The sequence below is a fragment of the Thioalkalivibrio sp. ALMg11 genome, from assembly GCF_000377905.1.
Classification (GTDB): domain Bacteria; phylum Pseudomonadota; class Gammaproteobacteria; order Ectothiorhodospirales; family Ectothiorhodospiraceae; genus Thioalkalivibrio.
Genome location: NZ_KB898880.1, coordinates 17,067 through 41,708 on the forward strand (window position 1 = coordinate 17,067; position 24,642 = coordinate 41,708).

23 protein-coding genes are annotated in these 24,642 nt (G+C 68.6%); 19 read left to right on the top strand and 4 right to left on the bottom strand.

The window, feature by feature from the left end; all coding sequences use genetic code 11:
- Positions 1-123: 123 nt before the first annotated feature.
- From D578_RS0113570 to lnt, 7 genes are all read left to right on the top strand, one after another.
- Positions 124-1,494 carry an MFS transporter gene (locus D578_RS0113570; protein WP_018950475.1) on the top strand — a complete coding sequence of 457 codons (1,371 nt, stop codon included), beginning with the start codon at positions 124-126 and terminating at the stop codon, positions 1,492-1,494.
- Between the two features lie 128 nt (positions 1,495-1,622).
- Positions 1,623-2,111, top strand: a complete 489-nt coding sequence (ssb, locus tag D578_RS0113575; RefSeq protein ID WP_018950476.1) for a single-stranded DNA-binding protein — start codon at positions 1,623-1,625, stop codon at positions 2,109-2,111.
- A gap of 45 nt (positions 2,112-2,156) precedes the next feature.
- A complete protein-coding gene (gene miaB / locus D578_RS0113580; RefSeq protein WP_018950477.1) occupies positions 2,157-3,509 on the top strand; it encodes a tRNA (N6-isopentenyl adenosine(37)-C2)-methylthiotransferase MiaB in 1,353 nt (450 codons plus the stop codon).
- Positions 3,510-3,514: 5 nt separating this feature from the next.
- Positions 3,515-4,528, top strand: coding sequence for a PhoH family protein (locus D578_RS0113585; RefSeq protein ID WP_018950478.1), 1,014 nt, complete (start codon positions 3,515-3,517; stop codon positions 4,526-4,528).
- Entirely contained in the window at positions 4,518-5,033 is a 516-nt protein-coding gene (ybeY, locus tag D578_RS0113590; protein WP_018950479.1) for an rRNA maturation RNase YbeY, read from the top strand. Before D578_RS0113585 ends, ybeY begins: the two co-directional genes overlap by 11 nt.
- Positions 5,026-5,958 carry an HlyC/CorC family transporter gene (locus D578_RS0113595; RefSeq protein ID WP_018950480.1) on the top strand — a complete coding sequence of 311 codons (933 nt, stop codon included), beginning with the start codon at positions 5,026-5,028 and terminating at the stop codon, positions 5,956-5,958. The genes ybeY and D578_RS0113595 overlap by 8 nt, the downstream gene beginning before the upstream one ends.
- 5 nt (positions 5,959-5,963) lie before the next feature.
- On the top strand, positions 5,964-7,454 hold the full coding sequence (lnt, locus tag D578_RS0113600; protein ID WP_018950481.1) for an apolipoprotein N-acyltransferase: 1,491 nt from the start codon (positions 5,964-5,966) through the stop codon (positions 7,452-7,454).
- A gap of 4 nt (positions 7,455-7,458) precedes the next feature.
- Here lnt and D578_RS0113605 read toward each other — a convergent pair whose 3' ends face one another.
- The gene (locus D578_RS0113605; RefSeq protein WP_018950482.1) at positions 7,459-8,016 is read right to left on the bottom strand and encodes a zinc ribbon-containing protein; all 558 of its coding nucleotides are present in this window, start codon (positions 8,014-8,016) and stop codon (positions 7,459-7,461) included.
- Between the two features lie 197 nt (positions 8,017-8,213).
- Between D578_RS0113605 and D578_RS0113610 the strand changes: the two genes are divergently transcribed.
- Entirely contained in the window at positions 8,214-10,637 is a 2,424-nt protein-coding gene (locus tag D578_RS0113610; protein WP_018950483.1) for a Lon protease family protein, read from the top strand.
- Between the two features lie 101 nt (positions 10,638-10,738).
- Here D578_RS0113610 and D578_RS0113615 read toward each other — a convergent pair whose 3' ends face one another.
- Complete coding sequence (locus D578_RS0113615; protein WP_018950484.1) at positions 10,739-11,593, bottom strand: DUF2189 domain-containing protein; 855 nt, start codon at positions 11,591-11,593, stop codon at positions 10,739-10,741.
- A gap of 220 nt (positions 11,594-11,813) precedes the next feature.
- On the opposite strand from D578_RS0113615, the gene leuS reads away from it, so the two are divergent.
- The 8 genes from leuS to D578_RS0113655 are packed head-to-tail and all read left to right on the top strand — an operon-like array spanning position 11,814 to position 19,459.
- Positions 11,814-14,405, top strand: coding sequence for a leucine--tRNA ligase (gene leuS / locus D578_RS0113620; RefSeq protein WP_018950485.1), 2,592 nt, complete (start codon positions 11,814-11,816; stop codon positions 14,403-14,405).
- On the top strand, positions 14,402-14,941 hold the full coding sequence (gene lptE / locus D578_RS0113625) for an LPS assembly lipoprotein LptE (protein ID WP_018950486.1): 540 nt from the start codon (positions 14,402-14,404) through the stop codon (positions 14,939-14,941). The genes leuS and lptE overlap by 4 nt, the downstream gene beginning before the upstream one ends.
- On the top strand, positions 14,941-15,978 hold the full coding sequence (gene holA / locus D578_RS0113630) for a DNA polymerase III subunit delta (protein ID WP_018950487.1): 1,038 nt from the start codon (positions 14,941-14,943) through the stop codon (positions 15,976-15,978). The genes lptE and holA overlap by 1 nt, the downstream gene beginning before the upstream one ends.
- Positions 15,979-15,982: 4 nt before the next feature.
- Positions 15,983-17,302 carry a glutamate-5-semialdehyde dehydrogenase gene (locus D578_RS0113635; protein ID WP_018950488.1) on the top strand — a complete coding sequence of 440 codons (1,320 nt, stop codon included), beginning with the start codon at positions 15,983-15,985 and terminating at the stop codon, positions 17,300-17,302.
- Positions 17,303-17,314: 12 nt separating this feature from the next.
- Positions 17,315-17,965, top strand: coding sequence for a nicotinate-nucleotide adenylyltransferase (gene nadD / locus D578_RS0113640; RefSeq protein WP_018950489.1), 651 nt, complete (start codon positions 17,315-17,317; stop codon positions 17,963-17,965).
- Between the two features lie 8 nt (positions 17,966-17,973).
- Positions 17,974-18,366: a ribosome silencing factor gene (gene rsfS / locus D578_RS0113645; protein ID WP_018950490.1), complete on the top strand. Its 393-nt coding sequence runs from the start codon at positions 17,974-17,976 to the stop codon at positions 18,364-18,366.
- A 22-nt stretch (positions 18,367-18,388) separates the two neighbouring features.
- Positions 18,389-18,859: a 23S rRNA (pseudouridine(1915)-N(3))-methyltransferase RlmH gene (gene rlmH, locus D578_RS0113650; protein ID WP_018168189.1), complete on the top strand. Its 471-nt coding sequence runs from the start codon at positions 18,389-18,391 to the stop codon at positions 18,857-18,859.
- A gap of 6 nt (positions 18,860-18,865) precedes the next feature.
- The gene (locus D578_RS0113655; RefSeq protein ID WP_018950491.1) at positions 18,866-19,459 is read left to right on the top strand and encodes a nucleoside triphosphate pyrophosphatase; all 594 of its coding nucleotides are present in this window, start codon (positions 18,866-18,868) and stop codon (positions 19,457-19,459) included.
- Between the two features lie 19 nt (positions 19,460-19,478).
- Here the strand turns inward: D578_RS0113655 and D578_RS0113660 are convergent, their stop codons facing one another.
- A complete protein-coding gene (locus D578_RS0113660; protein ID WP_018950492.1) occupies positions 19,479-19,901 on the bottom strand; it encodes a DNA polymerase III subunit chi in 423 nt (140 codons plus the stop codon).
- Positions 19,902-19,917: 16 nt separating this feature from the next.
- Positions 19,918-21,411, bottom strand: coding sequence for a leucyl aminopeptidase (locus tag D578_RS0113665; RefSeq protein WP_018950493.1), 1,494 nt, complete (start codon positions 21,409-21,411; stop codon positions 19,918-19,920).
- An 88-nt stretch (positions 21,412-21,499) separates the two neighbouring features.
- Here D578_RS0113665 and lptF point away from each other — a divergent pair, with 88 nt between their 5' ends.
- Genes lptF through D578_RS0113680 form a run of 3 tightly spaced genes read left to right on the top strand, consistent with a single transcriptional unit; the run spans position 21,500 to position 24,338 of the window.
- Positions 21,500-22,627 carry an LPS export ABC transporter permease LptF gene (gene lptF, locus D578_RS0113670; protein ID WP_018950494.1) on the top strand — a complete coding sequence of 376 codons (1,128 nt, stop codon included), beginning with the start codon at positions 21,500-21,502 and terminating at the stop codon, positions 22,625-22,627.
- On the top strand, positions 22,624-23,697 hold the full coding sequence (gene lptG / locus D578_RS0113675) for an LPS export ABC transporter permease LptG (RefSeq protein WP_018950495.1): 1,074 nt from the start codon (positions 22,624-22,626) through the stop codon (positions 23,695-23,697). The genes lptF and lptG overlap by 4 nt, the downstream gene beginning before the upstream one ends.
- Positions 23,694-24,338 carry a GDSL-type esterase/lipase family protein gene (locus D578_RS0113680; RefSeq protein WP_026289358.1) on the top strand — a complete coding sequence of 215 codons (645 nt, stop codon included), beginning with the start codon at positions 23,694-23,696 and terminating at the stop codon, positions 24,336-24,338. The genes lptG and D578_RS0113680 overlap by 4 nt, the downstream gene beginning before the upstream one ends.
- The last annotated feature ends 304 nt before the right edge of the window (positions 24,339-24,642 follow it).

Below are 24,642 nucleotides of genomic sequence, written 5' to 3' on the forward strand. Positions count from 1 at the left end.
TGAGGCGCCGCAAACCATCCATGGTAACACCCGGGCCGGGCTCGCCATGGTTTCCCCGCCCGGGTTGCCGGTAAACTCCGCTGACATGAAGAGCTCTTCTTGCCCGCGTCGGTCCCGGACGCCATGAACCCCCGCGAGCTGCGCGCCACCACTGGACTGGCGGCGATCTATGGCGTGCGCATGGCCGGCCTGTTCATGGTCCTGCCGGTGTTTATGCTGCATGCCGACCGCATCCCCGGCGCGACCCCGCTGCTGATGGGCCTGGCGCTCGGGATCTACGGACTCACCCAGGCCGTGCTGCAAATCCCGTTCGGGCTTCTGTCGGACCGGGTGGGGCGCAAGCCGCTGATCCTCGCCGGGCTGCTGCTGTTCGTCGCCGGCAGTCTGCTGGCCGCGGTCGCCGAGACCATCCACGGCATCATCCTCGGGCGCGCCCTGCAGGGGGCGGGCGCGGTGGCGGCGGTGATCCTGGCGCTGACAGCGGACCTGGTCGGCGAGGAACGGCGCATGCGGGCCCTCGCCGTGATCGGGTTGACCATTGGCCTGACCTTCACTGTGGCGATGGCCCTGGGCCCGGTGGTGGACCAGGTCGCTGGGTTGTCCGGCATCTTTGGCCTGTCGGCGTTGCTGGGGTTGCTCGCGATCGTGATCCTGTTCCTTTGGGTGCCAACCCCGGAACGCGCGCGGGCACACCCGGACATGGTGCCGGTCTGGTCGGCACTGCCCCGCGTGCTGCGCACCCCGGACCTGTTGCGCCTGAACCTCGGCATCTTCGTGCTGCACCTGATCCTGGCCGCGAACTTCCTGGTCATCCCGGTGCTGCTGGTGGAGACCCTCGGGCTGCCGGGGGCCAGCCACTGGAAGTTCTATGTGCCGGTGCTGTTGGCAGGGTTCGCGCTGATGCTCCCGGGCATCATCTTCGGCGAGCGTCGCCGGCGCGTGCACAGCGTGCTGCGCGGGGCGATCGCCCTGCTGGCCGGGGTGCAGATCCTGCTGGCCCTGCTGGTTCTGGATGGAGGCGGTTTGTGGACGCTGGCGGCGCTGATGGTCCTGTTCTTTGCCGCCTTCAACTTGCTGGAGGCGGGGCTGCCGTCACTGGTTGCGCGCGTGGCGCCGGTCGCCCACAAGGGCACGGCGATGGGCGGCTTTGCCACCGCACAGTTCCTCGGCATCTTCGCCGGCGGTGTGCTGGGGGGCGTCCTGCTGACACTGGTCGGGCCGGTCGGGGTGTTTCTCGCCGGGGTGCCGTTGCTGCTGGTCTGGTGGTGGATCGCGCGCGGGATGCACCCGCGCTACCGTTCCAACCGGGTGGTGGCGGTGCCCGCCCACTGGTCCGGTCACGAGGCGGAGCTGCTGAGGACGTTTGCTGGGTGGCCGGGCGTGCACGAGGCGGACCTGTCGCCGGATGCCGGTTCCCTGTACCTGAAGGTGGAGCCCGGAGGGCCGGACACCCCCGAGCTGACAGCCTGGCTGGCGCGCAAGCCGGCCGCGTAGAACGCGCGCAGAGCTTTTCTGGCTGGCCCCGGGAATCTGTCCACATCCCGGACCCGTGCACTGTCGCGGCCGGGGCGGGCTGCTACACTATCGGGTCTGTCTGTCCATGCCCGATTGAAGGAGGCCCCATGGCCCGCGGCGTCAACAAAGTCATCTTGCTCGGAAACCTCGGGGCCGACCCGGAAAAGCGCGAGACCCCGAACGGGGTCACGGTCACCAATCTGCGTCTGGCGACGTCGGAGCAGTGGACCGACAAGAACTCCGGCGAGAAGCGCGAGAACACCGAATGGCACCGGGTGGTGATGTTCGGGCGCCTGGCGGACATCGCCGCGCAGTACCTGTCCAAGGGCTCGCAGGTCTATGTCGAAGGCAAGATCCAGACCCGCAAATGGCAGGACCAATCCGGTAACGATCGTTACAGCACCGAAGTCGTGGCCAACGAGATGCAGCTGATCGGCGGCCGTGGTGGCAGCGGCGGCGGTAGCGGTGGTGGTTTCGACCAGGATCCGGGATATGGCGGCGGTAACGCCTACGGCGGTGGTGGCCAGCAGAGCGGCAACCGCAGCAGCGCGCCGGCCTCCGGCGGCGGCTTCGATGACGACGACGTCCCGTTCTAAAAGGCATATAAGCCCCTGTTCCCCAACGAGCGAAGTACCCAGAGCATGATCCGCAAGGTCTACATCCAGACGCACGGCTGTCAGATGAACGAGTACGACTCCGACCGCATGCTCGACGCGCTGCGCGAGCTGCACGGGGCGGAGCGTACCGACGATCCGGAGCAGGCCGACCTGCTGCTGATGAACACCTGCTCCATTCGCGAGAAGGCGCAGGAGAAGGTGTTCTCGCTGCTGGGGCGCTGGCGACAGATCAAGGAACGCCGGCCGGAGGTAATCATCGGTGTAGGCGGTTGTGTCGCCAGTCAGGAGGGCGATGCCCTGCGCGCCCGGGCCCCGTATGTGGATCTGGTGTTCGGCCCGCAGACCCTGCATCGCCTGCCGGCGATGATCCAGTCGGTACGCCGCGAACGTGCCCCGGTGGTGGATATTTCCTTCCCCGAGATCGAGAAATTCGACCGCCTGCCGGAGCCGAAGGCCGACGGCCCGAGTGCGTTTGTCTCGGTGATGGAGGGGTGCTCCAAGTACTGCAGCTTCTGTGTGGTTCCCTATACCCGCGGCGACGAGATCAGTCGTCCGTTCGACGACGTGATTGCCGAGGTGGTGGCACTGGCCGCGCAGGGGGTCAGGGAGATCAACCTGCTGGGGCAGAACGTCAACGCCTACCGCGGGCCGATGGACGACGGCGACACCGCCGACCTGGCCTTGTTGATCCACTATGTCGCGGCGGTCGACGGGATCGAGCGCATCCGCTTCACTACCTCGCACCCGGTGGAGTTCTCCGATTCGCTTATCCAGGCCTTTGCCGACGAACCGAAACTGGTCAGCCACCTGCACCTGCCGGTGCAAAGCGGCTCCGACCGCATCCTGGCGCAGATGAAGCGCGGCCACACGATCCTGGAATACAAGTCCAAGATCCGCCGCCTGCGCGAGGCGCGCCCGGACCTGGATCTCTCCTCGGACTTCATCGTCGGTTTCCCCGGCGAGACCGACGCCGACCACGCCGCCACGATGAAGCTGATCGAGGAGCTGCACTTCGATTTCTCCTTCAGCTTTATCTACAGCGCGCGTCCGGGCACCCCGGCCGCATCGCTGCCGGATGATGTGCCGATGGCGACCAAGAAGGCCCGCCTGGCCGAGTTGCAGGCCCTGATCGAGCAGCACGGCCGCGCGCGCAACCAGTCCATGGTGGGTAACGTCGAGCGGGTGCTGGTGGAGGGCCCGGCCAAGCGCAACCCGGGCGAACTGGCCGGGCGCACGGCGAACAACCGCATCGTCAACTTTGCCGGGGACCCCGGCCTGATCGGGCAGTTGATCCCGGTCGAGATCACCGAGGCCCTGGCGCATTCCCTGCGCGGTCGCACGGTGGAGCGGGCGATGCCCGCCGCCGTCGGCGCCTGAACGGTATGGCCAATCGTCTGGATTTCACCCTGGAGCCCGGTGACCAGGAGACGCTTGCGCGGATCTCCGGGCCGCTGGACGCCCACCTGCGCCTGATCGAGTCGCGCCTGGGTGTGGCCGTGCACAATCGTGGGCCGCGCTTCAATCTCACTGGGCCGGGCGGTGCGGTGAAGGCCGCCGGGGCCCTGATCCACGACCTGCACCGCATGGCGCAGGAAGAGCCGGTCAGCCTGGAGCAGGTGCATACCGCGCTGCAGACCGCCCATGTCGAGGGGCTGGCGGAGCCCCAAGGCAATGGCGACGATCCGGCGCTGCGGCTCAAACGCGCGGTGATCCGTGGTCGCGGCCCGCGTCAGGCGAAATACCTGTCCGCGATCGCGCGGCACGATCTCAGTTTCGGCATTGGCCCGGCCGGGACCGGCAAGACCTACCTCGCGGTGGCCGCCGCGGTCGCTGCACTGGAGCAGGACCGCGTACAGCGCCTGGTGCTAGTGCGACCGGCGGTGGAGGCCGGCGAGCGCCTGGGCTTTTTGCCCGGCGATCTGGCGCAGAAGATCGACCCCTACCTGCGACCGATGTACGACGCCCTGTATGAACTGATGGGCTTCGACCAGACCGCGCGCCTGATGGAGCGCCAGGTGATCGAAGTCGCGCCGCTGGCCTACATGCGCGGGCGCACCCTGAACGAGGCCTTCATCATCCTCGACGAGGCGCAGAACACCACCCTCGAGCAGATGAAGATGTTCCTGACCCGCATCGGCTTCGGCTCTACCGCGGTGGTCAACGGCGACATCACCCAGGTTGACCTGCCGCGGGGCCAGGGTTCGGGCCTCAAGCACGCGATGCAGATTCTGGAGGGCGTGGAAGGCGTGCATATCACTCGTTTCCAGGCCGGCGACGTTGTGCGCCACCCGCTGGTGCAGCGTATTGTCGAGGCCTACGAGGCCCACGACCATGCGTCTGGCAAGCCGGCTGGGGAGTCTGAGCACGGTTCCGGGCGGGATGCCGATGGCGCTTGAAGTCGCGGTGCAGTACGCCGTGCCGCGTGCCGGCCTGCCCGCCGCGACCATCCTGCACCGGGCGGCCCGCGCGGCCTGGCGCGGGGCGGGCGCGGCCGCGGTGACCCTGCGTCTGGTGGATGCCGAGGAGGGACAGTCGCTGAATCACGCCTTCCGCGGACGCGACTACGCGACCAACGTGCTGTCGTTCCCGGCGCCGGCGCTGCCGCCCGGCTTGCCCCCCGAGGCGAGCGCCTACCTGGGCGATATCGTGCTGTGCGTGCCGGTGCTGGCGCGCGAGTCGACGGAACAGGGCAAGGCGCTGGCGGCCCATTACCACCACATGGTGGTGCATGGGATGCTGCACCTGCAGGGCATGGATCACCAGACGCCGGACGAAGCCGCGCGGATGGAGGCAATTGAGTCCTCGATCCTGGCCGGGTTAGGCTATCCCAACCCCTACGATGCCGACCCTCCGGCCCGCGCCCTGTCCCCGCATCCTGCCGGAACCGCCCCCGATGCCTGAATCCGAACCCGACGAACAACCGATCTGGCGGCGCTGGCTGGTCCGCGCCGGCGAGATCCTGCGCCCGCGCCGCGAGCCGGCATCCCGCCGCGAGCTGATCGAGACCCTGCGTGGTGCCCACGCCCGCGAGCTGGTCGATCCCGAGGCCCTGACCATGCTGGAGGGCGTGCTGAACGTCGCCGACATGCAGGTGCGCGACATCATGATCCCGCGCGCGCAGATGGAAGTGGTGCGCCGCGATGCCGGGCTTTCCGAGTTTCTTCCGGACGTGGTGGCCTCCGCGCACTCGCGCCTTCCGGTGGTGGGAGATCACCGCGACGAGGTTGTCGGTGTGCTGCTGGCCAAGGACTTGCTGCGCTTCTTTGGTGAGTCGGACGACGCCGCCTTCGACATGCAGGAGATCCTGCGCCCGGCGGTGTTCGTGCCGGAGAGCAAGCGCCTGAATGTGCTGCTGAAGGAGTTCCGCCTGAGCCGCAACCACATGGCGATCGTGGTGGACGAGTACGGCGGTGTGGCGGGCCTGGTGACCATCGAGGACGTGCTGGAACAGATCGTCGGCGAGATCGAGGACGAGCACGACGTCGAGGACTACCTGACCCAGATCATGCAGCACCCCGGTGGGCGCTACACCATCAAGGCGCTGACCCCGATGGAAGAGTTCAACGCCTACTTCCAGACCGCCTACAGCGAGGATGACTTCGACACCATCGGTGGCCTGGTGCTGTCGCATTTCGGTCATGTCCCGCGCCGTGGCGAACAGATCGTCGTGGATGGCATGCAGTTCCGCGTGCTGCGCGCTGATAACCGGCGCCTGCACCTGCTGGAGATGCGCCTCCCGGAGTCGGACACGCAGGCTGCCACCGGTGAGGGCTCGCAGCCGTTCGACGGCCCGGCCCGGGAGCCGGACGACCGCCACACCCCCTGATCTGCATGCGAACCCTCGTCGAACGTCTGCCGCCCTGGGCCTCCGGGCTCGTTGCCCTGCTGGCCGGGGCGGGCGCAACCCTGGCCTTTGCCCCGGTTGGCTGGTTCCTGGCCGCCCCGTTGGCCCTGGCCGTGTGGTTCGCCCTGTTGCCTGGTGCCCGACCGCGCCGTGCCGCCTGGACGGGCTATGCGTTCGGTATCGGGTTCTTCGGGGTCGGGGTGACCTGGATCTTCAACAGCCTGCTGGTGTTCGGGCAGGCCCCGTTGGTTGTCGCCTCGCTGATTACCGTGCTGTTCGTGCTGGCCCTGGCGGGCTATCCGGCGCTACTGGCCGGGTTGGCGGCGCGCTTCCTGCCTCTGGGGCGTCCGGCCGGGTTGCTGGCGCTGGCCGGGGGCCTGGTGCTGATGGAGCTGGCGCGCTCCTGGCTGTTCTCCGGCTTTCCCTGGCTGCTGTTCGGCCACACCGTGCTGGACACGCCGCTGCAGCCCTGGCTGCCACTGGTCGGCGAGCTGGGGGCGGGGCTGGTGGTGGCCCTGTTGGCCGTGGCGCTGGTCATGGTGTTCCTGACCCAGCAGCGCTGGCTGGGCGCGGGCCTGGTGGGGGCACTGGTGATCGCCTCGTTGTCGCTGGGGCTCGCGCGCTGGGTGGAGCCGGGCGGCGAGGCGATCTCGGTGGCCATGGTGCAGGGCAACATCGATCAGGCGCGCAAGTGGGATGCCGATGGCATCGAGTATTCGCTGGGGGTCTACGAGGAACTGACCCGCGAGGCGGGTGATGTGGACCTGGTGGTCTGGCCGGAGACCGCGATCCCGGCGTTCTATGTCGAGGTCCAGCACCCACTTGGGCAGCTCGCCCAGTCGCTGGCGGAGAATGACAGCGAACTGCTGACCGGAGTCTTCGACCATGCGTCGGCCGGACGCCATGTGTACAACTCGGTGGTCAACGTGACCACCGGGGCGGGCTACAACAAGCGCCAGCTGGTGCCCTTCGGCGAATACATCCCGCTACGCGGTCAGCTCGACTGGCTGGACCGGTTGCTGGCGATCCCGATGTCCGACCTCTCCCGGGGCAAGGGCGACGGGCGCATGCAAGTGGCCGGCCAGACGGCCGGGGTCAGCATCTGCTACGAAGCGGCATATTCGCGCCATATCCGCGCCGCGCTGCCAGAGGCCGGGTTTCTGGTGAACGTCTCCAACGACGCCTGGTTCGGCGACAGCCTCGCCCCGGCCCAGCATCTGCAGATTGCCCGGGTACGGGCGCTGGAGACCGGGCGCCCGATGATCCGGGCAACCAATACCGGCATCTCGGCCCTGATTGATGCCGATGGCCGGATACTCGAGCGTTCGGGGATCTTCACCCGCGAGGTGGTCACGGGCACGCTGCAGCCTCGCCACGGCGTGACGCCGACGACCGCCACCGGGGCAGGGCCGGCCGTGCTGGCCGCGCTGGTGCTGGTCGTCGCCGGTGCCGCGGTCGGCCGTCGCCGCCGGCGCTGACGGGTTATTCCGCCTCGGTACCGCCGGGACCGCGACGGAAGGTGGTGTTGTGGCAGTTCGAGCATGGCGGGATGCGGCCGACCTTCGTCATGTGCACGGGATGGCCGCATTCCTTGCAGAGCAGCTCGCCCGGGCCGGTGATCTCGCCGGTGTGCCATTCGCCCATCACCTGGGCGCGCGCGGTCAGCTCGGTGATCTCGACGCGGGTGCGGTCGGCGATGCGCTCCAGCGCACTCTTGATGCTGGCCTCGATCAGGCCCAGGTCGATCTGTAGCCAGCCACGCCAGTCGGAGCTGCGGCTGTCGAGGTAGGCGCCCAGATCCTGCAGATCGCGGCGCAGGTAGTCCATCACCTCGTGGGCCTCTTCGCGGGTCAGGTCGCTGGCCTTCTGCACGCGATCGCGGGCGTTCTCCAGCGCCGCGGTGATCGCCTTGCTGGTCTTGTCCTCCACCTTTTCGAGGTCCTCGGTGACCTCGTTCAGCATGCGGTGATAGGCATCGCTCAACCGGTGTTCGCGTTCCTGGTCGTGTTCCGGGGCCGTATCCCTGGGTTTGTCGCTCATGCGCTGTTCCTCGCTGATCGATAGGTGACTGTGTGGTCCCGTTCGGGGACGTTTCGGATGCTAATGCGCCCAAGGTAGCACGATGGCCGGGGGGCGCCAGCGTCACGTGAGCGGGTTTCGCTGGTTACCGGCAATCAGGGGGTGCACATCGAGCCGCATCTCCCGCATGGTAGGGGCTGACAACAGTGGAGACGGACATGACGCGACCCGCATCCCTGACCGCGGAGCAGGTCTACCAGCGGTGCCCGCCGGAGCATCTGGATTTCGAGACCACCGAGACGCTGGAGGCGCTCGAGTTGCCCTGTGGTCAGGAACGCCTGCTGCGCGCGCTGGAATTCGGTGCGTCGATGCACGGCAATGGCTTCAACCTGTTCGTGCTGGGGCCGGCGGGCAGCGGGCGACACGATCTGGTGCAGCGCTTTCTGGAGCGGCGCGCAGCCGCCGAGTCCGCGCCGCCGGACTGGTGTTACGTGTTCAACTTTGACCAGCCGGAGTGTCCGCGGGCCATTCGGCTGGCGGCCGGTGAGGGCCGGGCCCTGCAGGCGGATCTGGACCGGCTGATCGAAGACCTGCATGCCAGCATCCCGGCCGCGTTCGAGAGCGAGGAATACCAGCGGCGCCTGCAGGAGCTGAAGGACGCGTCCGAAGAGGACCAGACCGAGGGCGCGCGCAAGGTGCAGGAAGAGGCCGAGGCGCACGACATTGCCCTGATCAGCGCGCCGAATACCTTCTCGTTCGCGCCGATGCGCGACGGGGAGATCCTCAAGCCGGAGGAATACGACGCACTGTCCGAGGAGGAACGCGGCCGCATCGACGAGAAGGTCGAGGAGCTGCAGGAAAAGCTGCGTCAGGCCTTGCACCAGGTCCCCCGCCTGCGCAAGGAGCTGCAGGAGAAGACCCGGGCCCTGAACGCGGAGATGCTGCAAGGGACCCTGGGCGGCCCGATCCACGAGCTGAAGGAGAAATGGTCGCACCTTCCGGCGGTGGTCGCGCATCTGGAGGCGATCCTGGACGAGGCAGTTACGCACGCGGAGGCGTTTCGCGGCGGCCGTGCCCATGCCCCGCCCGAGGGACTGCTGGAGCGGTTTCGCATCAACCTGCTGGTGGATCACGCGGATACGCGCGGCGCCCCGGTGCTCTACGAGGACCTGCCGAATCATCAGCACCTGACCGGCCTGATCGAGCACCAGGTACACGAGGGGGCCCTGTTTACCGATTTCTCGCTGGTGCGCGCCGGGGCCCTGCACCGGGCCAGTGGCGGCTACCTGATCGTGGATGCCCGGCGCGTGCTGATGCAGCCGCTGGCGTGGGAGAGCCTCAAGCGGGTGCTGTTCTCCGGCGAGATCCGCATCGAGTCCCTGGAGCGCCTGTTCGGGCTGGTGAGTACGGTGGGGCTGGAGCCGGAACCCATCCCGGTCACGCCGAAGGTGGTGCTGATCGGTGATCGCCTGTTGTACTACCTGCTGTCCGCGTTCGATCCGGACTTCCTCGAGTTGTTCAAGGTCGAGGCCGACTTCGAGGACGACCTGGACCGCGGCGACGCCAGCCATGTGCTGTATGCGCGCATGCTGGCCACCATGGCGCGCCGTGCCGAACTGCGGCCGCTGAACCGCGAGGCGGTGGCGCGCGTGATCGAGCATGCCAGCCGCCTGGCCGGCGACCAGTGCAAGCTCTCGGCCCACGATCGCACCCTGCGCGACCTGCTGCTGGAGGCCGATCACTGGGCCGCGGAGGCCGGCGCGGACGTCGTGGGCGCCGGGCATGTCGAACAGGCCATCCGGGAACGCCAGGAGCGCGGTACGCGGCTACAACGTCGCAGCCTGGAGCAGATCCGTCGCGGGGTGGTGCTGATCGCCACCAGCGGGGCGCAGATTGCCCAGGTCAACGGCCTGTCGGTGCTGCAGCTGGGCGACGCGATGTTCGGACGGCCGATCCGGATCACCGCGACCGCGCGCTCGGGCAAGGGCCAGGTGGTCGATATCGAACGCGAGGCGAAGCTGGGTGGTCCGGTGCACAGCAAGGCGGTGATGATCCTGTCCCGGTTCATCGCCAGCCACTATGCGGAGGACAGCGAGCTCTCGCTGTCCGCCAGCCTGGCCTTCGAACAGTCGTATGGCGACATCGAGGGGGATTCCGCCTCGGTGGCCGAGACCTGCGCGTTGTTGTCGGCGATCGCGCGGATCCCGTTGCGCCAGTCGCTGGCGGTCACCGGCTCGCTCAACCAGCATGGCGAGGTCCAGGCCGTGGGTGGGGTCAACGAGAAGATCGAGGGCTTCTTCGACGTCTGTTGCGAGGCCGGCGAACTGGACGGTCACGGCGTGCTGTTGCCGGGGAGTAATGTCGAGCACCTGATGCTCCGCCACGACGTCCGGGAGGCGATCGCGGAGGGGCGATTCCATGTCTACCCCGTAGCCACGGTGGACGAGGCCATCGAGCTCCTGACCGGGATGACCGCGGGCGAACGCGACGCGCGGGGGGAGTTCCCTGCGGGCAGCTTCAACCGGGCGGTTGCCGATCGCCTGGCGGCGTTTGCGCGCTTGAGCCACCGGCGTGGTTCAAGCGATGACGATGCGGACGCCGCGCCGGACGGGCCTCCGGGGAGGATGCCTGAGGGGTATTAATCGGTGCCCCGGCTTCCGCCCGCCGACCCGGGATTGAACGCGAGGCGGACTGGCATTGGCCTGACGCGGGATCGGGCTAATCGCGCGGGCGTCGATGGGGATTAACGGACGTCGACCAGATCCCGGTAGGCGTGCCACATGGAAAAGCCCAGCCAGGGGAAGATCACGATCAGGGCCAGCAGCGCGGTTGCCACCGAGACCATGAACAACGCGGTGATGACAAGGCCCCACAGGATCAGCGTACCCGGGTTGTGGCTGAAGGCCTTCAGGCTGAGCCCGATTGACTCGACGAGGCTTTTTTGTGGGGCATCGTGGCGCACCCGGTGGTCGAGCAGGGCCGGGATCGTGACCAGGCTGAGGGCGAATACCGCCAGGCCGAACACGATGGCGGCCACTACCACCCCGACTAGTGAGATGATGCCGGCGCCGCTGCTGAGCATCGCGCCCAAGAGGTGATGGAACTGCCCCATGACCCCGATTTCGCCGACATTGAGCACCGCGACCCACATCCATACAAAGCTGGCCCAGATCACAAACAGGATGGCCAGCAGCGCGGCAAAGGCCCAGATCGAGCCACCCATCGGCCCCAGCCAGCCGAGACCGGAACCGCCCGGCTCGCCGCGCTCTTTCTGCAGGGCCAGGTAGTTCACGCCCACGGCGAGTACGGGTCCGAGGAGCAGGATGCCCGCCAGAAGCGAGAAGGCCATCCACGGCTGATTCCAGGACAGGCCCAGCAGGATCAGTGCCGCCAGAGTAATCACCAGGCCGTGCACCAGGGCCACCGGCATTTGCCAGAGGTCTCGCCAGCCCTTGCCGAGCCAAGTGCCCAGGTCTTCCGGCGCGACTTCGCGGATGGCCGGGGAATCCGTCTCCGGCGTGTGTTCGGGGACCGTTTCCCCCAAGTCCTCGGGATAGGCGCGCTGCACCATGGGGACCACGTCTTTCTCTTCACTCATGTCCTGCCTCCTGGGAACGTTTTGCCAGCCGCTTCCTGTGAATGTAGGTCTTGTGGCAGTCAGGTAGGGGGACTGTTCCCGGAGTTGCGTGACGGATATCACATCGAAGACGTGTGGCGGGGGGCGAAAGGCCGTTCCCCAGCCGCTTGGAGGGGGTGGGGGCGGCTGGTATTCTGCGCAGTTCTTTGTTTCACGCGAACACACAGGGCAGGTGAGTCACATGCAGGAGCAGTATTCCCCGGAGATGATCGAGGCGCAGGTGCAGCGTCAGTGGGAGGAGTCCGACTGCTTCCGCGCGCGCGAGGGTGCCGCCGGCGAGCCGTTCTACTGCCTGTCCATGTTCCCGTATCCCTCGGGCAAGCTGCACATGGGGCATGTGCGCAACTACACCATCGGCGACGTGATCGCGCGCTTCCAGCGCATGCAGGGGCGGAGCGTGCTGCAGCCGATGGGCTGGGACGCCTTCGGCCTGCCGGCCGAGAACGCGGCGATGCAAAACAGCGTCCCGCCGGCGGCCTGGACGCGTCAGAACATCGAACAGATGCGCACCCAGCTCAAGCGCCTGGGCTTCGCCTACGACTGGTCGCGCGAGTTCGCCACCTGCGACGCCGACTACTACCGCTGGGAACAGTGGCTGTTCGTGCGCCTGCTGAAGAAGGGCCTGGTCTATCGCAAGAAGGCGACCGTGAACTGGGATCCGGTGGACCAGACCGTGCTCGCCAACGAGCAGGTGATCGAGGGCCGTGGCTGGCGCTCCGGCGCGGTCGTCGAGCGCCGCGAGATGCCGCAGTGGTTCCTGCGCATCACCGATTACGCCGACGAGCTGCTGGAGGCGCTGGATAACCTGGACGGCTGGCCGGATCAGGTGCGCACCATGCAGCGCAACTGGATCGGGCGCTCCGAGGGCGTGGAGCTGGAATTCGCGGTGGACGGCGGCGATCCGCTGACCGTCTACACCACGCGCCCGGACACCCTGTTCGGCGTCTCCTATATGGCGCTGGCGCCGGAGCACCCGCGGGTGCAGGCGCTGGCCGGGCAGGATGCCGAACTGGCCGCGTTCGTTGCGGACTGCGCGCAGGGCGGGGTGGCCGAGGCGGATCTGGCGACCATGGAGAAGAAGGGCCGCTCGCTGGGCTTCACCGCCCGCCATCCGCTGACCGGCGAGGATGTCCCGGTCTGGGTCGCCAACTTCGTGCTGATGGAATACGGCACCGGCGCGGTGATGGCCGTTCCGGCACACGACGAGCGCGACCACGAGTTCGCCACGAAATACGACTTGCCGATCCGCCCGGTGATTGCCCCGGCCGACGGCGCAGACGTCGACGTGCAACAGGCCGCGTTCACCGACGCCGGCGTGCTGGTGAACTCCGGTGATTTCGACGGGCAGGCATCGGAGGCGGCCAAGGCCGCGATCGCCGAGCACCTGGAGCAGACCGGCATCGGCCGGCGCCGGCGCAACTACCGCCTGCGCGACTGGGGCATCTCGCGCCAGCGCTACTGGGGCTGCCCGATCCCGGTGATCCACTGCGACGCCTGTGGTGCGGTGCCGGTGCCGGAGACCGATCTGCCGGTGCGCCTGCCCGAGGACGTGATCCCGGACGGCGCCGGCTCGCCGCTGGCGCGCATGCCGGAGTTCTTCGAGACCCCGTGCCCGGAATGCGGCAAGCCGGCTCGGCGCGAGACCGACACCTTCGACACCTTCTTCGAATCCAGCTGGTACTTCGCCCGCTACGCCTGCGCCGACAACGACACGGCCATGCTGGATGCGCGCGCCGATCACTGGCTGCCGGTGGATCAGTACGTCGGCGGCATCGAGCACGCGGTGCTGCATCTGTTGTATGCGCGCTTCTTCCACAAGCTGCTGCGTGACGAGGGCCTGCTGGCCTCGGACGAGCCGTTCACCCGGCTGCTGACGCAGGGCATGGTGATCGCGCCGACCTTCTACCGCGAGCGCAGTGATGGCGGGAAGGACTGGATCAATCCGGCCGAGGTCGAGCTGGAGCGCGCCGAGGACGGCTCGGTGAAGGCCGCCCGTCACCGCGAGGACGGTCAGCCGGTCGTGGTCGGCGGCATGGAGAAGATGTCCAAGTCGAAGAACAACGGCGTGGACCCGCAGGCCCTGATCGAGCGCTTCGGCGCGGATACCGCGCGGCTGTTCACCATGTTCGCGGCCCCTCCGGACCTGTCGCTGGAGTGGTCCGACTCCGGCGTGGAGGGCGCGCATCGCTTCATCAAGCGCCTGTGGCGCGCAGTGCACGAGCACGTGGGCGGCGAGGCGCCGGGTACGCTGGAGGTTGATGCGCTGGACGATGTCGGGCGCGAGCTGCGGCGCAAGCTGCACGACACCATCGCCAAGGTCACCGACGACATCGGCCGGCGCCAGACCTTCAACACCGCGGTGGCCGCGAACATGGAACTGCTGAACGACCTCGGCAAGTTCCCGAAGGATGCCGCCGGCGCGGGCGCCGTGCGCCAGGAGGCGCTGGAGGGCATCGTGCGCATGCTGGCGCCGATCATCCCGCACGTGACCGAGACGCTGTGGCGTGCCCTGGGGCACAACGAGCTGGTGGCGGGTACGCACTGGCCGCAGGTCGACGAGGCCGCGCGCCAGGCCGCGCAGGAGATCCTGGCGGTGCAGGTGAACGGCAAGCGCCGTGCGGAGATCGCAGTCCCGTCCGGGGCCGACAAGGCCGCGATCGAGACGGTCGCGCGCAACGACGAGAACGTCCAGCGCCATATCGAGGGGCAGGACGTGATCAAGGTGATCGTGGTGCCAGGCCGTCTGGTCAACTTCGTGGTGAAGCCGCAATGACCGCCCTGCTGCGCGCGGGGCTGGTCCTGGTGCTGGCGGCCGCGCTGGCCGCCTGCGGATTTCAGCTGCGCGGCAGTGGCGAGTGGCCGGAAGCCCTGAACCCGGTTCAGATCACCGGCATCAACGCGCGCGACTCGCTGTACCGCGAACTGGCCGTGACCCTGGGCTCCTCGGGCGTGGACGTCGTGCGCCAGCGCCCGGAAGGCCAGGGCGCGATCCTGGAGATCCGTTCGGTCAACGATCAGCGCCGCACCCTGTCGGTGACCGAGGCCGCGCGGGTGTCCGAATACGAATTGGTGCGTACCGTCGACGCCCGCCTGCGCCCGTTGGACGGCGACGCGGTGGATCTGGGGCCGCTGCGCGCCTCGCGCATCTACCTGTTCGACGGGACCGCGGTACTCAGCCGGGGCGAGCGCGAGGCCACTCTGCGCGCGGCGATGGACCGCGACATCGTCAGCCAGCTGCAGCGCCGGATCGCTGCGCTGATCGAGCCGGACGGTAGCCTGCGCGACCCCGCGGGGGACCCGGCCCCCTAATGGCGCTGGATATCGCCCGCCTGGAGCAGGATCTGGCGCGCGGGCTCGCGCCGATCTACCTGCTGCTGGCCGAGGAGCCGCTGCAGGCGATCGAGGCGGCCGACGCGATCCGCACCGCCGCTCGCGAGCAGGGATTCCTGGAACGTACGGTGCTGGATCTGACCGCGCAATCGGACTGGGGCCCGTTCGAGGCCGCAATTCGTGATCGTTCGCTGTTCGCCGAGCGCGCGGTGCTGGATGTACGTCTGGCGACCGGCAAGCCGGGCAAGACCGGTGGCGACCACCTGAAGGCCTACGCCGGCGACCCGCAGGACGATCTGGTGCTGCTGCTGCAATTGCCGCGGCCGGATCGCGACATGCGCCGTGCCGCCTGGTTCAAGGCCCTGGAGAGTCGCGCGGTGGTGATCCACGCGCGCCCGGTCCCGCCGGCCCAGCTGGGCGGCTGGATCCGTGCGCGCCTACAGAGGAATGGCCTGCGCATCACCGATCCGGCGTTGGCGCTGCTGGTCTCCCGGATCGAGGGCAACCTGCTGGCCGCACGCCAGGAGATCGAGAAGCTGGCGCTGGCCGGCGTGACCGAGATCGACGAGACTGCGCTGGCGGAGGCCACCACGGACTCTGCGCGCTTCGAGCTGTTTGCCCTGGCCCCGACCGCGCTGCGCGGTGATGTCCGCCACGCCCTGCGCATGCTGGAGGGCTTGCTGGACGAGGGGCAGGCGGAGCCGCTGATCTTGTGGGCGCTGGCGCGCGAGTGCCGGCTGCTGGTGCAGGCGATGGAGCGCAAGGCGTCCGGCGCGCCCGACCGCGAGGCCTTCCAGGGTAGCTTCGGCGACGGCCAGAAGGCCCTGCGCCAGGCGATGTCGCGCCTGGATCTGACCGCGGCGCGGGGCCTGCTGGGGGAGGCCGCGCGCGTGGATCGGGTCATCAAGGGTCAGGAAAACGGCAACGCCCGGCAGGGGTTGCTAGACTTGGTGGCCCGGATGGCGGGGCGGCCGCTGACCCGGCCCGACCCCGCACTGAATCCCCAACGAGTCTGACTGCATGAACGCTGCCGTGAACCCCACTGAATCCGACGCCACCAGCGACGTGGTCGCCCAGGTCGAAGCCCTGGGACGAGCCGCGCGCGTCGCCTCGCGGCGCATGGCCGAGGCTGAGCCGGGGGCGAAGAACGCCGCTCTGCACGCGATCGCCGAGGGCATCGCCGCGCGCCGCGCCGAGCTGAATGAGGCCAACAGCCGCGATCTGGAGGCCGCCCGCGAGCGCGGCCTGGATGCCGCGATGCTGGATCGCCTGGCGCTGACCGATGCGCGCATCGATACCATGATCGAGGGCTGCCGCCAGGTAGCCGGGCTGCCGGACCCGGTGGGCACGATCTCCGACATGGCCTACCAGCCCAGCGGCATCCAGGTGGGTCAGATGCGCGTGCCGCTGGGCGTGATCGGCATCATCTACGAATCGCGCCCGAACGTGACCATCGACGCCGCGGCGCTGTGCCTGAAGTCGGGCAACGCCGCGATCCTGCGTGGCGGCTCCGAGTCGCTGCATTCCAATCAGGCCCTGGCCGCAATCATCCAGGCTGGGTTGGAGCAGGCGGGCCTGCCGCGCGAGGCGGTGCAGGTGGTGCCGACCACCGATCGCGCGGCGGTCGGCGCGCTGTTGCGCATGCCGCAGTACGTGGACGTGATCGTCCCGCGCGGGGGCAAGGGCCTGATCGAGCGCGTCAGCAACGAGTCGCAGATCCCGGTGATCAAGCACCTGGATGGTGTGTGCCACGTGTACGTGGATGGCGGTGCGGATGCCGACAAGGCCCTGGCCGTCGCGGTGAACGCGAAGACCCAGCGCTACGGGACCTGCAACACCATGGAGACGCTGCTGGTGCACGCGGACCTGGCCGAGGCCTTCCTGCCGCGCCTGGCCGCGGCCCTGGGCGAGCACCAGGTGAGCCTGCGCGGCTGCGCGCGCACCCGTGCGATCCTGGCCAGCAGCGGGGCCGACACCGGGGCAAACATCGCCGAGGCCACCGAGGACGACTGGGTGGCCGAATACCTGGGGCCGATCCTCGCGATCCGCGTGGTCGACGACCTGGACATGGCGATCGACCACATCAATACCTATGGCTCGCACCACACCGACAGCATCGTGACCGAGGACTACACCCGCGCCCGGCGCTTCCTGCGCGCGGTGGACTCCAGCTCGGTGATGGTGAATGCCTCCACCCGCTTTGCCGACGGTTTCGAGTACGGCCTGGGTGCGGAGATCGGTATCTCTACCGACAAGCTGCATGCCCGTGGCCCGGTGGGCCTGCACGGGCTGACCACGCTCAAGTACGTGGTGTTCGGCGACGGCCATGTACGTGGCTGAGGCCCTCCCGGCGTGATCGGGATCCTCGGCGGTACCTTCGATCCGATCCACTTCGGCCACCTGCGCCCGGCGCTGGAGATCCAGCAGCACCTGGGGCTGGAGCGCGTGCATTTCATTCCCTGCCACGTGCCGCCGCATCGCGCGAGCCCCGGAACCGGCAGCGACGACCGCCTGGCGATGGTGGAGCAGGCCATCGCGGATGTACCGGGATTTGTCGCCGACCGCCGTGAGCTGGATCGTCAGGGGCCGTCCTACACCGTGGATACCCTGCTCAGCTTCCGCGAGGAGCTGGGGCCGGACGCGCCGCTGGTACTGATCATGGGTATGGATGCCTTCGCCGGGCTGCCATCGTGGAACCGCTGGCAGCAGATCTTCGAGCTGGCGCATATCGTGGTCTCGCACCGCCCCGGCAGCCCGGCCTCCCATGACCTGGGGGGCTGGCTGGGGAACGCCGCGACGTACGACCCGGCGGCGTTGCGCAAGGCTCCCGGGGGGCTGGTCTACTTCCAGCCGGTCACCCAACTTGATATCTCCGCCACCGCGATCCGGGACGAGCTGCAGGCCGGGCGCAGCCCGCGCTTCCTGCTCCCCGGGTCCGTCAATCGTTACATCCAGGACCACGGTCTGTACCGGGCCGGGTCGAACCGCAATCACGGGACATGACCGACACAATGAACAGCGAACAACTCCTGGAGCTGGTGACCACCGCTCTGGACGACATGAAGGCACAGAACATCCGCACCATCGACGTGCGCGGCAAGACCACGCTGACGGATTTCATGGTGATCGCCTCCGGGACCTCCGGGCGTCACGTGCAGTCCACCGCCGAGTCGGTGGCGGCCGAGGCCAAGCAGGCCGGCATCCCGCCGCTGGGGGTCGAGGGTCAGGAGAGCCAGGAGTGGGTGCTGGTGGACCTGAACGATGTAATCGTCCACGTGATGCTCCCGGAGACCCGCGACTTCTACAATCTGGAGAAGCTCTGGATGGCGGAGGAGGCCGCGGACACCGAAAAGGCCGCCCCCGAGGACCCCAGCCTGGAGCGGGTCCGGCGCCTGCGGCGCTGAACGCCGAGCGAGGCTTCGCCCGATGCGCCTGGACCTGATCGCGATAGGCAAGCGCATGCCCGACTGGGTGGCGGATGGCTTCGCCGAATACGCCGGGCGCCTGCCGCGTGAGCTGGAGCTGAACCTGCAGGCCCTTCCGGGGCCTTCCGGCGCGAAGTCCATGGATACCACCACGCTCCTGCGCCGCGAGGGCGAGATCCTGTTGAAGGCGATCCCCGAGGGTGCCCGCGTGATCCTGCTGGACGAGCGCGGCAAGGCCGTCGACACCAGGGGCGTGGCGAAGCGCCTGGAAGGTTGGCAGACCGATGGGCGTGACGTTGCGCTGGTGATCGGGGGCGCCGCCGGGCTGGATGAGGCCGTGCGTGCCCGCGCCGAGTGGGCCTGGTCGTTGTCGCCGCTGACCTTCCCGCACATGCTGGTGCGCGTACTGGTCGCCGAGCAGCTCTACCGCGCCTGGTCGTTGCTCAACAACCACCCCTACCATCGGGCCTGATCCCCCATGAGCTCGACGGGCCCGCCGCTCCTGCTCGCCTCCGCCTCGCCGCGCCGGCGGGAACTGCTGGAGCAGATCCAGCTCGCCTTCGAGGTGGCCCCAATGGACGTGGACGAGACCGCGCAGCCGGGCGAGCCGCCGGAGGCCTTGGTCGAGCGCCTGGCCGTCGCCAAGGCGGAGGCTGCGCGTGAGCGCCTGGCGCCGGGGCAATGGGTGCTGGCGGCGGACACCGTGGTGGCGGCCGGCGGCGACGCGCTGGGCAAGCCGGCGGATTTCGCCGCGGCCGCGGCCATGCTCCGGCGTCTGTCCGGCGGCGAGCACCGGGTCGTCTCCGGCATGGCCCTGTGGCGCCCCGGCGAGGCCATGCGCGCATGCCACGTAACGACCCGGGTGCGCATGCGCGAACTGAGCATGGCCGACATCGAGGCCTACTGGGCGACCGGCGAACCGCGCGGCAAGGCCGGCGCCTACGCCATCCAGGGCCGCGGCGCGGCCTTCGTCGAGTGGATCGAGGGCTCCTACACCAATGTGGTCGGGTTGCCGCTGTTCGAGCTGGAGGCCTGGCTGCGCGAGATCCCCGAGCCGCCACCGCGCGTCTGATCGGCGTCTCCGAAGCCCCTTACTGGATGTCGTGGTGCTCCAGCGGGTAGCCGCGCTCCTTGAAGAAGCGGTAGCGGCCACGGCCCGCCTCGCGACCCGTCTCGTCGCCACCGACGATGTCGGCGACCCGCTCGAAGCGCCCGCAGTACTCCGGGACCTCGGGGGCGAGGTTGATCAATACGTCGCAGCGATCCGGCGGGGCATGGGCCTCGTGCAGGGAAACCGCGACGTCCGTGTCGCGCACATCGGTGCTGTGCGGGACGAAGGCGGTGTCCTCGAAGGTCCACAGCCATTCATCCAGGGTGCGCGTCAGTTCCGGTGAGCCGGTATGGATATGCACGCGGTGACCCTGGCCGCTGGCCTTCTTCGCCAGCCGACAGACGAAGCGCAGGCGTGCCTCCGGGGCCGGGTCCTTGAGCAGGTAGAAGCTGACGTGGGTCATGCCCGCAAGCCCCGGATCAGGCCTGGTCGAGCAGGTAGCGCATCAGCATCGGCACCGGCCGCCCGGTCGCGCCCTTTTCCTTGCCGCTCTTCCAGGCCACGCCGGCGATGTCGAGGTGCGCCCAGGTGTAGTCCTCGGTATAGCGCGACAGGAAGCAGGCGGCGGTGATGGTGCCGGCCGGGCGCCCGCCGATGTTGGCCATGTCGGCGAAATTGCTCTTCAGCTGTTCCTGGTATTCCGGCCACAGCGGGAGCTGCCAGGCGCGATCCCCGCTTTCTTCGCCAGCAGCCAGCAGGCCCTTGGCCAGGCGCTCGTTGTTGCCGAGCACGGCCGCGGCCTGGTTGCCCAGTGCGATGATGCAGGCGCCGGTCAGGGTGGCGATGTCGATCACCGCCTTCGGCTTGTAGCGCTCGACCCAGGTCAGCGCGTCGGCCAGGACCAGGCGGCCCTCGGCGTCGGTGTTCAGGATCTCCACTGTCTGTCCGGACAGGGTGGTGATGATGTCGCCCGGGCGCGTCGCGCGGCCGTCGGGCATGTTCTCGGCGCTGGTGACCACACCGACCACGTTGATCGGCAGGCCCAGTTCGCAGCAAGCCTCGATCACGCCAAACACGCTGGCCGCGCCGCACATGTCGTACTTCATCTCGTCCATCTCGGCGCCGGGCTTGAGCGAGATGCCGCCGGTGTCGAAGGTGATGCCCTTGCCCACCAGCACCACCGGGGCGTCACCCTTGTTGCCACCGGAGTACTCCATCGCGATCAGTCGCGGCGGGCGTTCGGAGCCCTTGCCCACGGCCAGGATCGCGCCGGCGCCGAGCTTCTCCAGGTCCTTCTCGTCGAGCACCGTGGCCTTCAGCTTCTTGTGCTGTTTGGCCAGTTCGCGGGCGGTGTCGGCCAGGCTCTCCGGGTAGCAGACATTCGGCGGGGTGTTGCCCAGGTCCTTGGCACGATTGACGCCGGTGGCGATCGCCGCGGCCTCGCTGCAGGCCTTTTTCGCAGTCTCGGCCTCGTCGCGCTCCACGCTGAGCTGGATCTTCTCCAGCTTCACCGGCGGGGTCTTCTCCTTGCCCTTGAACGGGGTGAAGCGGTAGGCGGCGTCCGCGATCGCCGCGACCAGGGTGTGCACCGTCCAGGCGATGTCCTTGCCGCGCGGCTGGAAGTCCGCCACCGCGATCACCGCGCTGGTGGCGGGGCGTCCGACCAGGGCGGCCGCCAGTGTCTGCGCCGCCTTGCGCGCGGCGCGGGCGTCGAAGTCCTTCTTCGCACCCAGGCCGATCAGGAGTGCGCTACCCTTCCCTTGATTGCCCGGGCCCCCACCGCCGGGCAGCAGCAGTTGGCTGCCGGCCTCGCCGTCCATCTCGCCGGCCTTCAGCAGGGCGGTGATCTCGCCGTTGCGCGCGGCATCCAGGGCGGTGGCGCCCGCGGCCGGCTTGCGTTTGTGGACGATCCCGGCGGCGCGGATGCCGGCGCGGGGTTTGTCGAGGGTCGAGGTGGTGACGGAGAATTGCATGAATGCCTCCCGAAAATGAGTTCGATCATGGTACCAGCGCCAAGCGGCGCCCGACCACGCGCCGCGCGGGCCGCGGGGTAATGCGCGCATGATCCTGCGCCGCGCCGAACGTTTTATCGCCCGCGAACTGCTGGTCACGCAGACCGCGGTCACCGTCGTGCTGTTGCTGGTGATCATCGGCGGCGTGTTGGGGCGGGTGCTGCGCGATGTCGCCGAGGGCAGTATCCCCGTGGATTTCCTGCCGGGCATGGTCGCCTTCGGCGCGTTCAAGGGCATTGTCTTCCTGTGGCCGGTGGCGCTGTTTCTGGCCTTCATGCTGGTGCTGGGCCGGTTGCAGCGCGACAGCGAGCTGGTGGCGCTGCAGGCCAGCGGCATGTCCTTCGCCGCGTTTTATCGCGCGCTGTTCTGGGTGGCTGCGCCCGCCACGCTGCTGTTGCTGGTGCTGATGACGCTGGTGGTGCCACGCACCGAGGCCCAGATCGATCAGTTGCGCGACCTCGCCGAGACACGCTCCGACCTGGTCGGCATCACGCCCGGGCGCTTCCTGCGCTCGCGGGTTGGCGAGCAGGTCTTCTTCGCCGAGCGCTTGAGCGAGGACCGCGAGGCCCTGCTGGAGGTGTTCATCTACCGCGAGGTCGACGGCGAGGCGCAGGTGACCGTAGCCGAGCGGGCGATCCCCGATCCGGGGGCCGAGGGCAGTGGCTTCCTGATCCTCGAGAACGGCTATCGCCATGTCGGCGTGCCGGGCGAGGGCAGCTTCCGCATGCTCGAGTTCGAGCGACTGCGAACCCAGATCACCGAACCGGATGCCGGGCCCGGGCGGCGCTCGCTGAACGCGATGTCGACGCTCCAACTGTGGGCGGAGCGTGATCGGCCGGAACACCGTGCGGAGCTCGAATGGCGCATTGCGATGCCACTGTCCATCCTCGTGCTCACGCTGATCGCGCTGCCACTGGCCCAGGTGCCGCCGCGCTCCGGGCGCTACGCCCGCATCCCGGCCGCGATCGGCATCTACGTGCTGTACGCGAACTTCCTGATCCTGGGGCAGGGGCAGCTGGCGGACGGCCGCACGCCACTGGCCCTGGGGCTTTGGTGGACGCACGGCCTGATGCTGGTTCTCTGGCTGTGGCTGGCCTGGCGCAAGGGCATGCTGGGCCTTGGCCGGGGAGCGGGCGGCGGCCCTCGCCGCGTCGAGCGTGACGAGGTGGCTTCGTGACGACCGTGCTGGGTCGCTACATCATGCGTCAGGTCCTGATCGGGACCGCGCTGGCCGTGGTCCTGCTGGTGGCGCTGGATGCGGTCTTCGCGCTGATTGACGAGCTGCGCGACACCGGGCGTGGCAACTATGGCCTGACCGAGGCGCTGCTGTATGTGGCGCTGACCCTGCCGCGGCGGATGTACGACATGCTGCCTCCGGCGGCGCTGCTCGGCGGCCTGCTGTGGCTGGGCAACCTGGCCGCCAACAGCGAGCTGACCGCGATGCGGGCCGCCGGGATGACGCTTGGGCGCTTCATCGGTTGGGTCATGCAGGCCGGGCTGGTGGTCGTGGTGGTGATGGTGGTGGTCGGCGAATTCTTCGCCCCGGCCGCCGAGAGCCGCGCGCAGAACCTGAAGGCCAGCGCCTTCGACGAGCAACTGAGCGTGAGCCCGATCGGCCTGTGGGCGCGCGATGGCCAGCGCATGGTGCAGGCGGATGCGGTGCTGCCGGGCAATCGCCTGATCGGCGTGCGCATCATCGAGGTGGATGCGAACCGCGAGCCGCGCGAGATCACGCGTGCCCAGAGCGCGCAGTACGAGGACGGGGCCTGGCGGCTGCAGGGCGTGGAGCGTTCGCGGTTGTCGCTGGATCGCGTCGAGGCCGAACGCCTGGAGGAGGAGACCATCGAGCGCCTGATCGCGCCGGAGTACTTCGACGTGCTGGTGGTCGAGCCGAGCCAGATGGCGGCGCAGAACCTGGCGCGCTATATCGATTACCTGCAGGAGAACCGACTGGACTCGGCCCCCTACGAGGTTGCGTTCTGGCAGCGACTGACCCTGCCGGCCAGCACCTTCGTGATGCTGCTGCTGGCGATCCCGTTCCTGTTCGGTTCGCAGCGCGAGGGCGGTGCCGGCCGGCGGCTGTTCATCGGCATCGCCATCGGTGTGTCGTTCGCCATCGTGATGCGCGCGATGACCCATCTGGGGCTGGTCTACAACCTGCCGCCGGTGGTCGCGGCGAGCCTGCCGGTGGTGCTGTTCCTGATCCTCGCGCTGGTGGCGCTGCAACGCATGGGGCGCCAGACATGAGGGGCTGGATGCGTGCGGCGTTCCTGATCGTGCTGGCGGCGCTGTTGGGGGCCTGCGGAGGTGCCGGCCCGGATGACTTCGATCCCCTCCCGCGCCAGGCCACGGTGCTCGCCTTCGGCGACAGCGTGACCCACGGGACCGGGGCGGGCTCGGGCGAGGGCTATCCGGCGCGACTGGCGACGATCACCGGTTGGACCCTCATCAACGACGGGGTGCCGGGCGACCTCGCCAGCAGCGCCCGCGGGCGCCTGGAGCCCAGCCTGCGCGAGCACCAGCCGGACCTGGTGCTGATCTGGCTGGGCGGCAACGACTTCCTGCGCCAGCGCGATCCCGCCGCGGTAAAGGAGGATTTGCGCGCCCTGGTGGCAACGGTGCATGAACACGGGGCCCAGCCATTATTGCTGGGGGTGCCGCGGGCCTCGGCCCTGGGTGCCGCGACCGGCCGCCTGCGGGACGACCCGATCTACCGCGAGCTGGCGCGCGAGGAACAGGTGGCCCTGATCGATGGTGTGCTCTCCGGGGTATTGTCCGAGCGCCAGCTGCGCGCCGACCCCGTGCACCCCAATGCCCGCGGCTACCGTCGCATCGCCTCCGAGATCGCCGAGGCCCTGGACGACCTCGGCCTCTGGCTCGCCCCCTGAGTCTTGATCACCACGAAGACACGAAGGGAGGCCAGGTCAAGGGAATTTTCACCACAGAGGATACGGAGAAAATCGAAAGGCTTTCAGAGGGGTAGGATGTGTTGAGCTCTGCGAAACGCATCGATCCCGCGGATCGGACGGCCCCGATGCGTTTCGCAGGGCTCAACACATCCTACGGCGCTGCACCGGTACCCGTCTCACAATGGCAAGGTGGTATTCCCTGCCTTTAGTTTTCGGACGCCCCTGGTTGTTTGCGGTCAGCGCTATCGCGCCCCGCAGTCGCTCCCAACCAAAATTCCCTCCC

What these genes read in the sequence shown, in the direction of transcription:
- lnt (WP_018950481.1), top strand. Translation starts at nt 5,964, where the DNA reads ATGCGAACCCTCGTCGAACGTCTGCCGCCCTGGGCCTCCGGGCTCGTT.
- rsfS (WP_018950490.1), top strand. Translation starts at nt 17,974, where the DNA reads ATGAACAGCGAACAACTCCTGGAGCTGGTGACCACCGCTCTGGACGAC.
- D578_RS0113610 (WP_018950483.1), top strand. Translation starts at nt 8,214, where the DNA reads ATGACGCGACCCGCATCCCTGACCGCGGAGCAGGTCTACCAGCGGTGC.
- D578_RS0113665 (WP_018950493.1), bottom strand. Translation starts at nt 21,411, where the DNA reads ATGCAATTCTCCGTCACCACCTCGACCCTCGACAAACCCCGCGCCGGC.
- D578_RS0113680 (WP_026289358.1), top strand. Translation starts at nt 23,694, where the DNA reads ATGAGGGGCTGGATGCGTGCGGCGTTCCTGATCGTGCTGGCGGCGCTG.
- D578_RS0113585 (WP_018950478.1), top strand. Translation starts at nt 3,515, where the DNA reads ATGGCCAATCGTCTGGATTTCACCCTGGAGCCCGGTGACCAGGAGACG.
- leuS (WP_018950485.1), top strand. Translation starts at nt 11,814, where the DNA reads ATGCAGGAGCAGTATTCCCCGGAGATGATCGAGGCGCAGGTGCAGCGT.
- lptF (WP_018950494.1), top strand. Translation starts at nt 21,500, where the DNA reads ATGATCCTGCGCCGCGCCGAACGTTTTATCGCCCGCGAACTGCTGGTC.
- rlmH (WP_018168189.1), top strand. Translation starts at nt 18,389, where the DNA reads ATGCGCCTGGACCTGATCGCGATAGGCAAGCGCATGCCCGACTGGGTG.
- ssb (WP_018950476.1), top strand. Translation starts at nt 1,623, where the DNA reads ATGGCCCGCGGCGTCAACAAAGTCATCTTGCTCGGAAACCTCGGGGCC.
- D578_RS0113655 (WP_018950491.1), top strand. Translation starts at nt 18,866, where the DNA reads ATGAGCTCGACGGGCCCGCCGCTCCTGCTCGCCTCCGCCTCGCCGCGC.
- D578_RS0113595 (WP_018950480.1), top strand. Translation starts at nt 5,026, where the DNA reads ATGCCTGAATCCGAACCCGACGAACAACCGATCTGGCGGCGCTGGCTG.
- D578_RS0113635 (WP_018950488.1), top strand. Translation starts at nt 15,983, where the DNA reads ATGAACGCTGCCGTGAACCCCACTGAATCCGACGCCACCAGCGACGTG.
- D578_RS0113615 (WP_018950484.1), bottom strand. Translation starts at nt 11,593, where the DNA reads ATGAGTGAAGAGAAAGACGTGGTCCCCATGGTGCAGCGCGCCTATCCC.
- miaB (WP_018950477.1), top strand. Translation starts at nt 2,157, where the DNA reads ATGATCCGCAAGGTCTACATCCAGACGCACGGCTGTCAGATGAACGAG.
- D578_RS0113660 (WP_018950492.1), bottom strand. Translation starts at nt 19,901, where the DNA reads ATGACCCACGTCAGCTTCTACCTGCTCAAGGACCCGGCCCCGGAGGCA.
- holA (WP_018950487.1), top strand. Translation starts at nt 14,941, where the DNA reads ATGGCGCTGGATATCGCCCGCCTGGAGCAGGATCTGGCGCGCGGGCTC.
- D578_RS0113605 (WP_018950482.1), bottom strand. Translation starts at nt 8,016, where the DNA reads ATGAGCGACAAACCCAGGGATACGGCCCCGGAACACGACCAGGAACGC.
- ybeY (WP_018950479.1), top strand. Translation starts at nt 4,518, where the DNA reads ATGGCGCTTGAAGTCGCGGTGCAGTACGCCGTGCCGCGTGCCGGCCTG.
- D578_RS0113570 (WP_018950475.1), top strand. Translation starts at nt 124, where the DNA reads ATGAACCCCCGCGAGCTGCGCGCCACCACTGGACTGGCGGCGATCTAT.
- lptE (WP_018950486.1), top strand. Translation starts at nt 14,402, where the DNA reads ATGACCGCCCTGCTGCGCGCGGGGCTGGTCCTGGTGCTGGCGGCCGCG.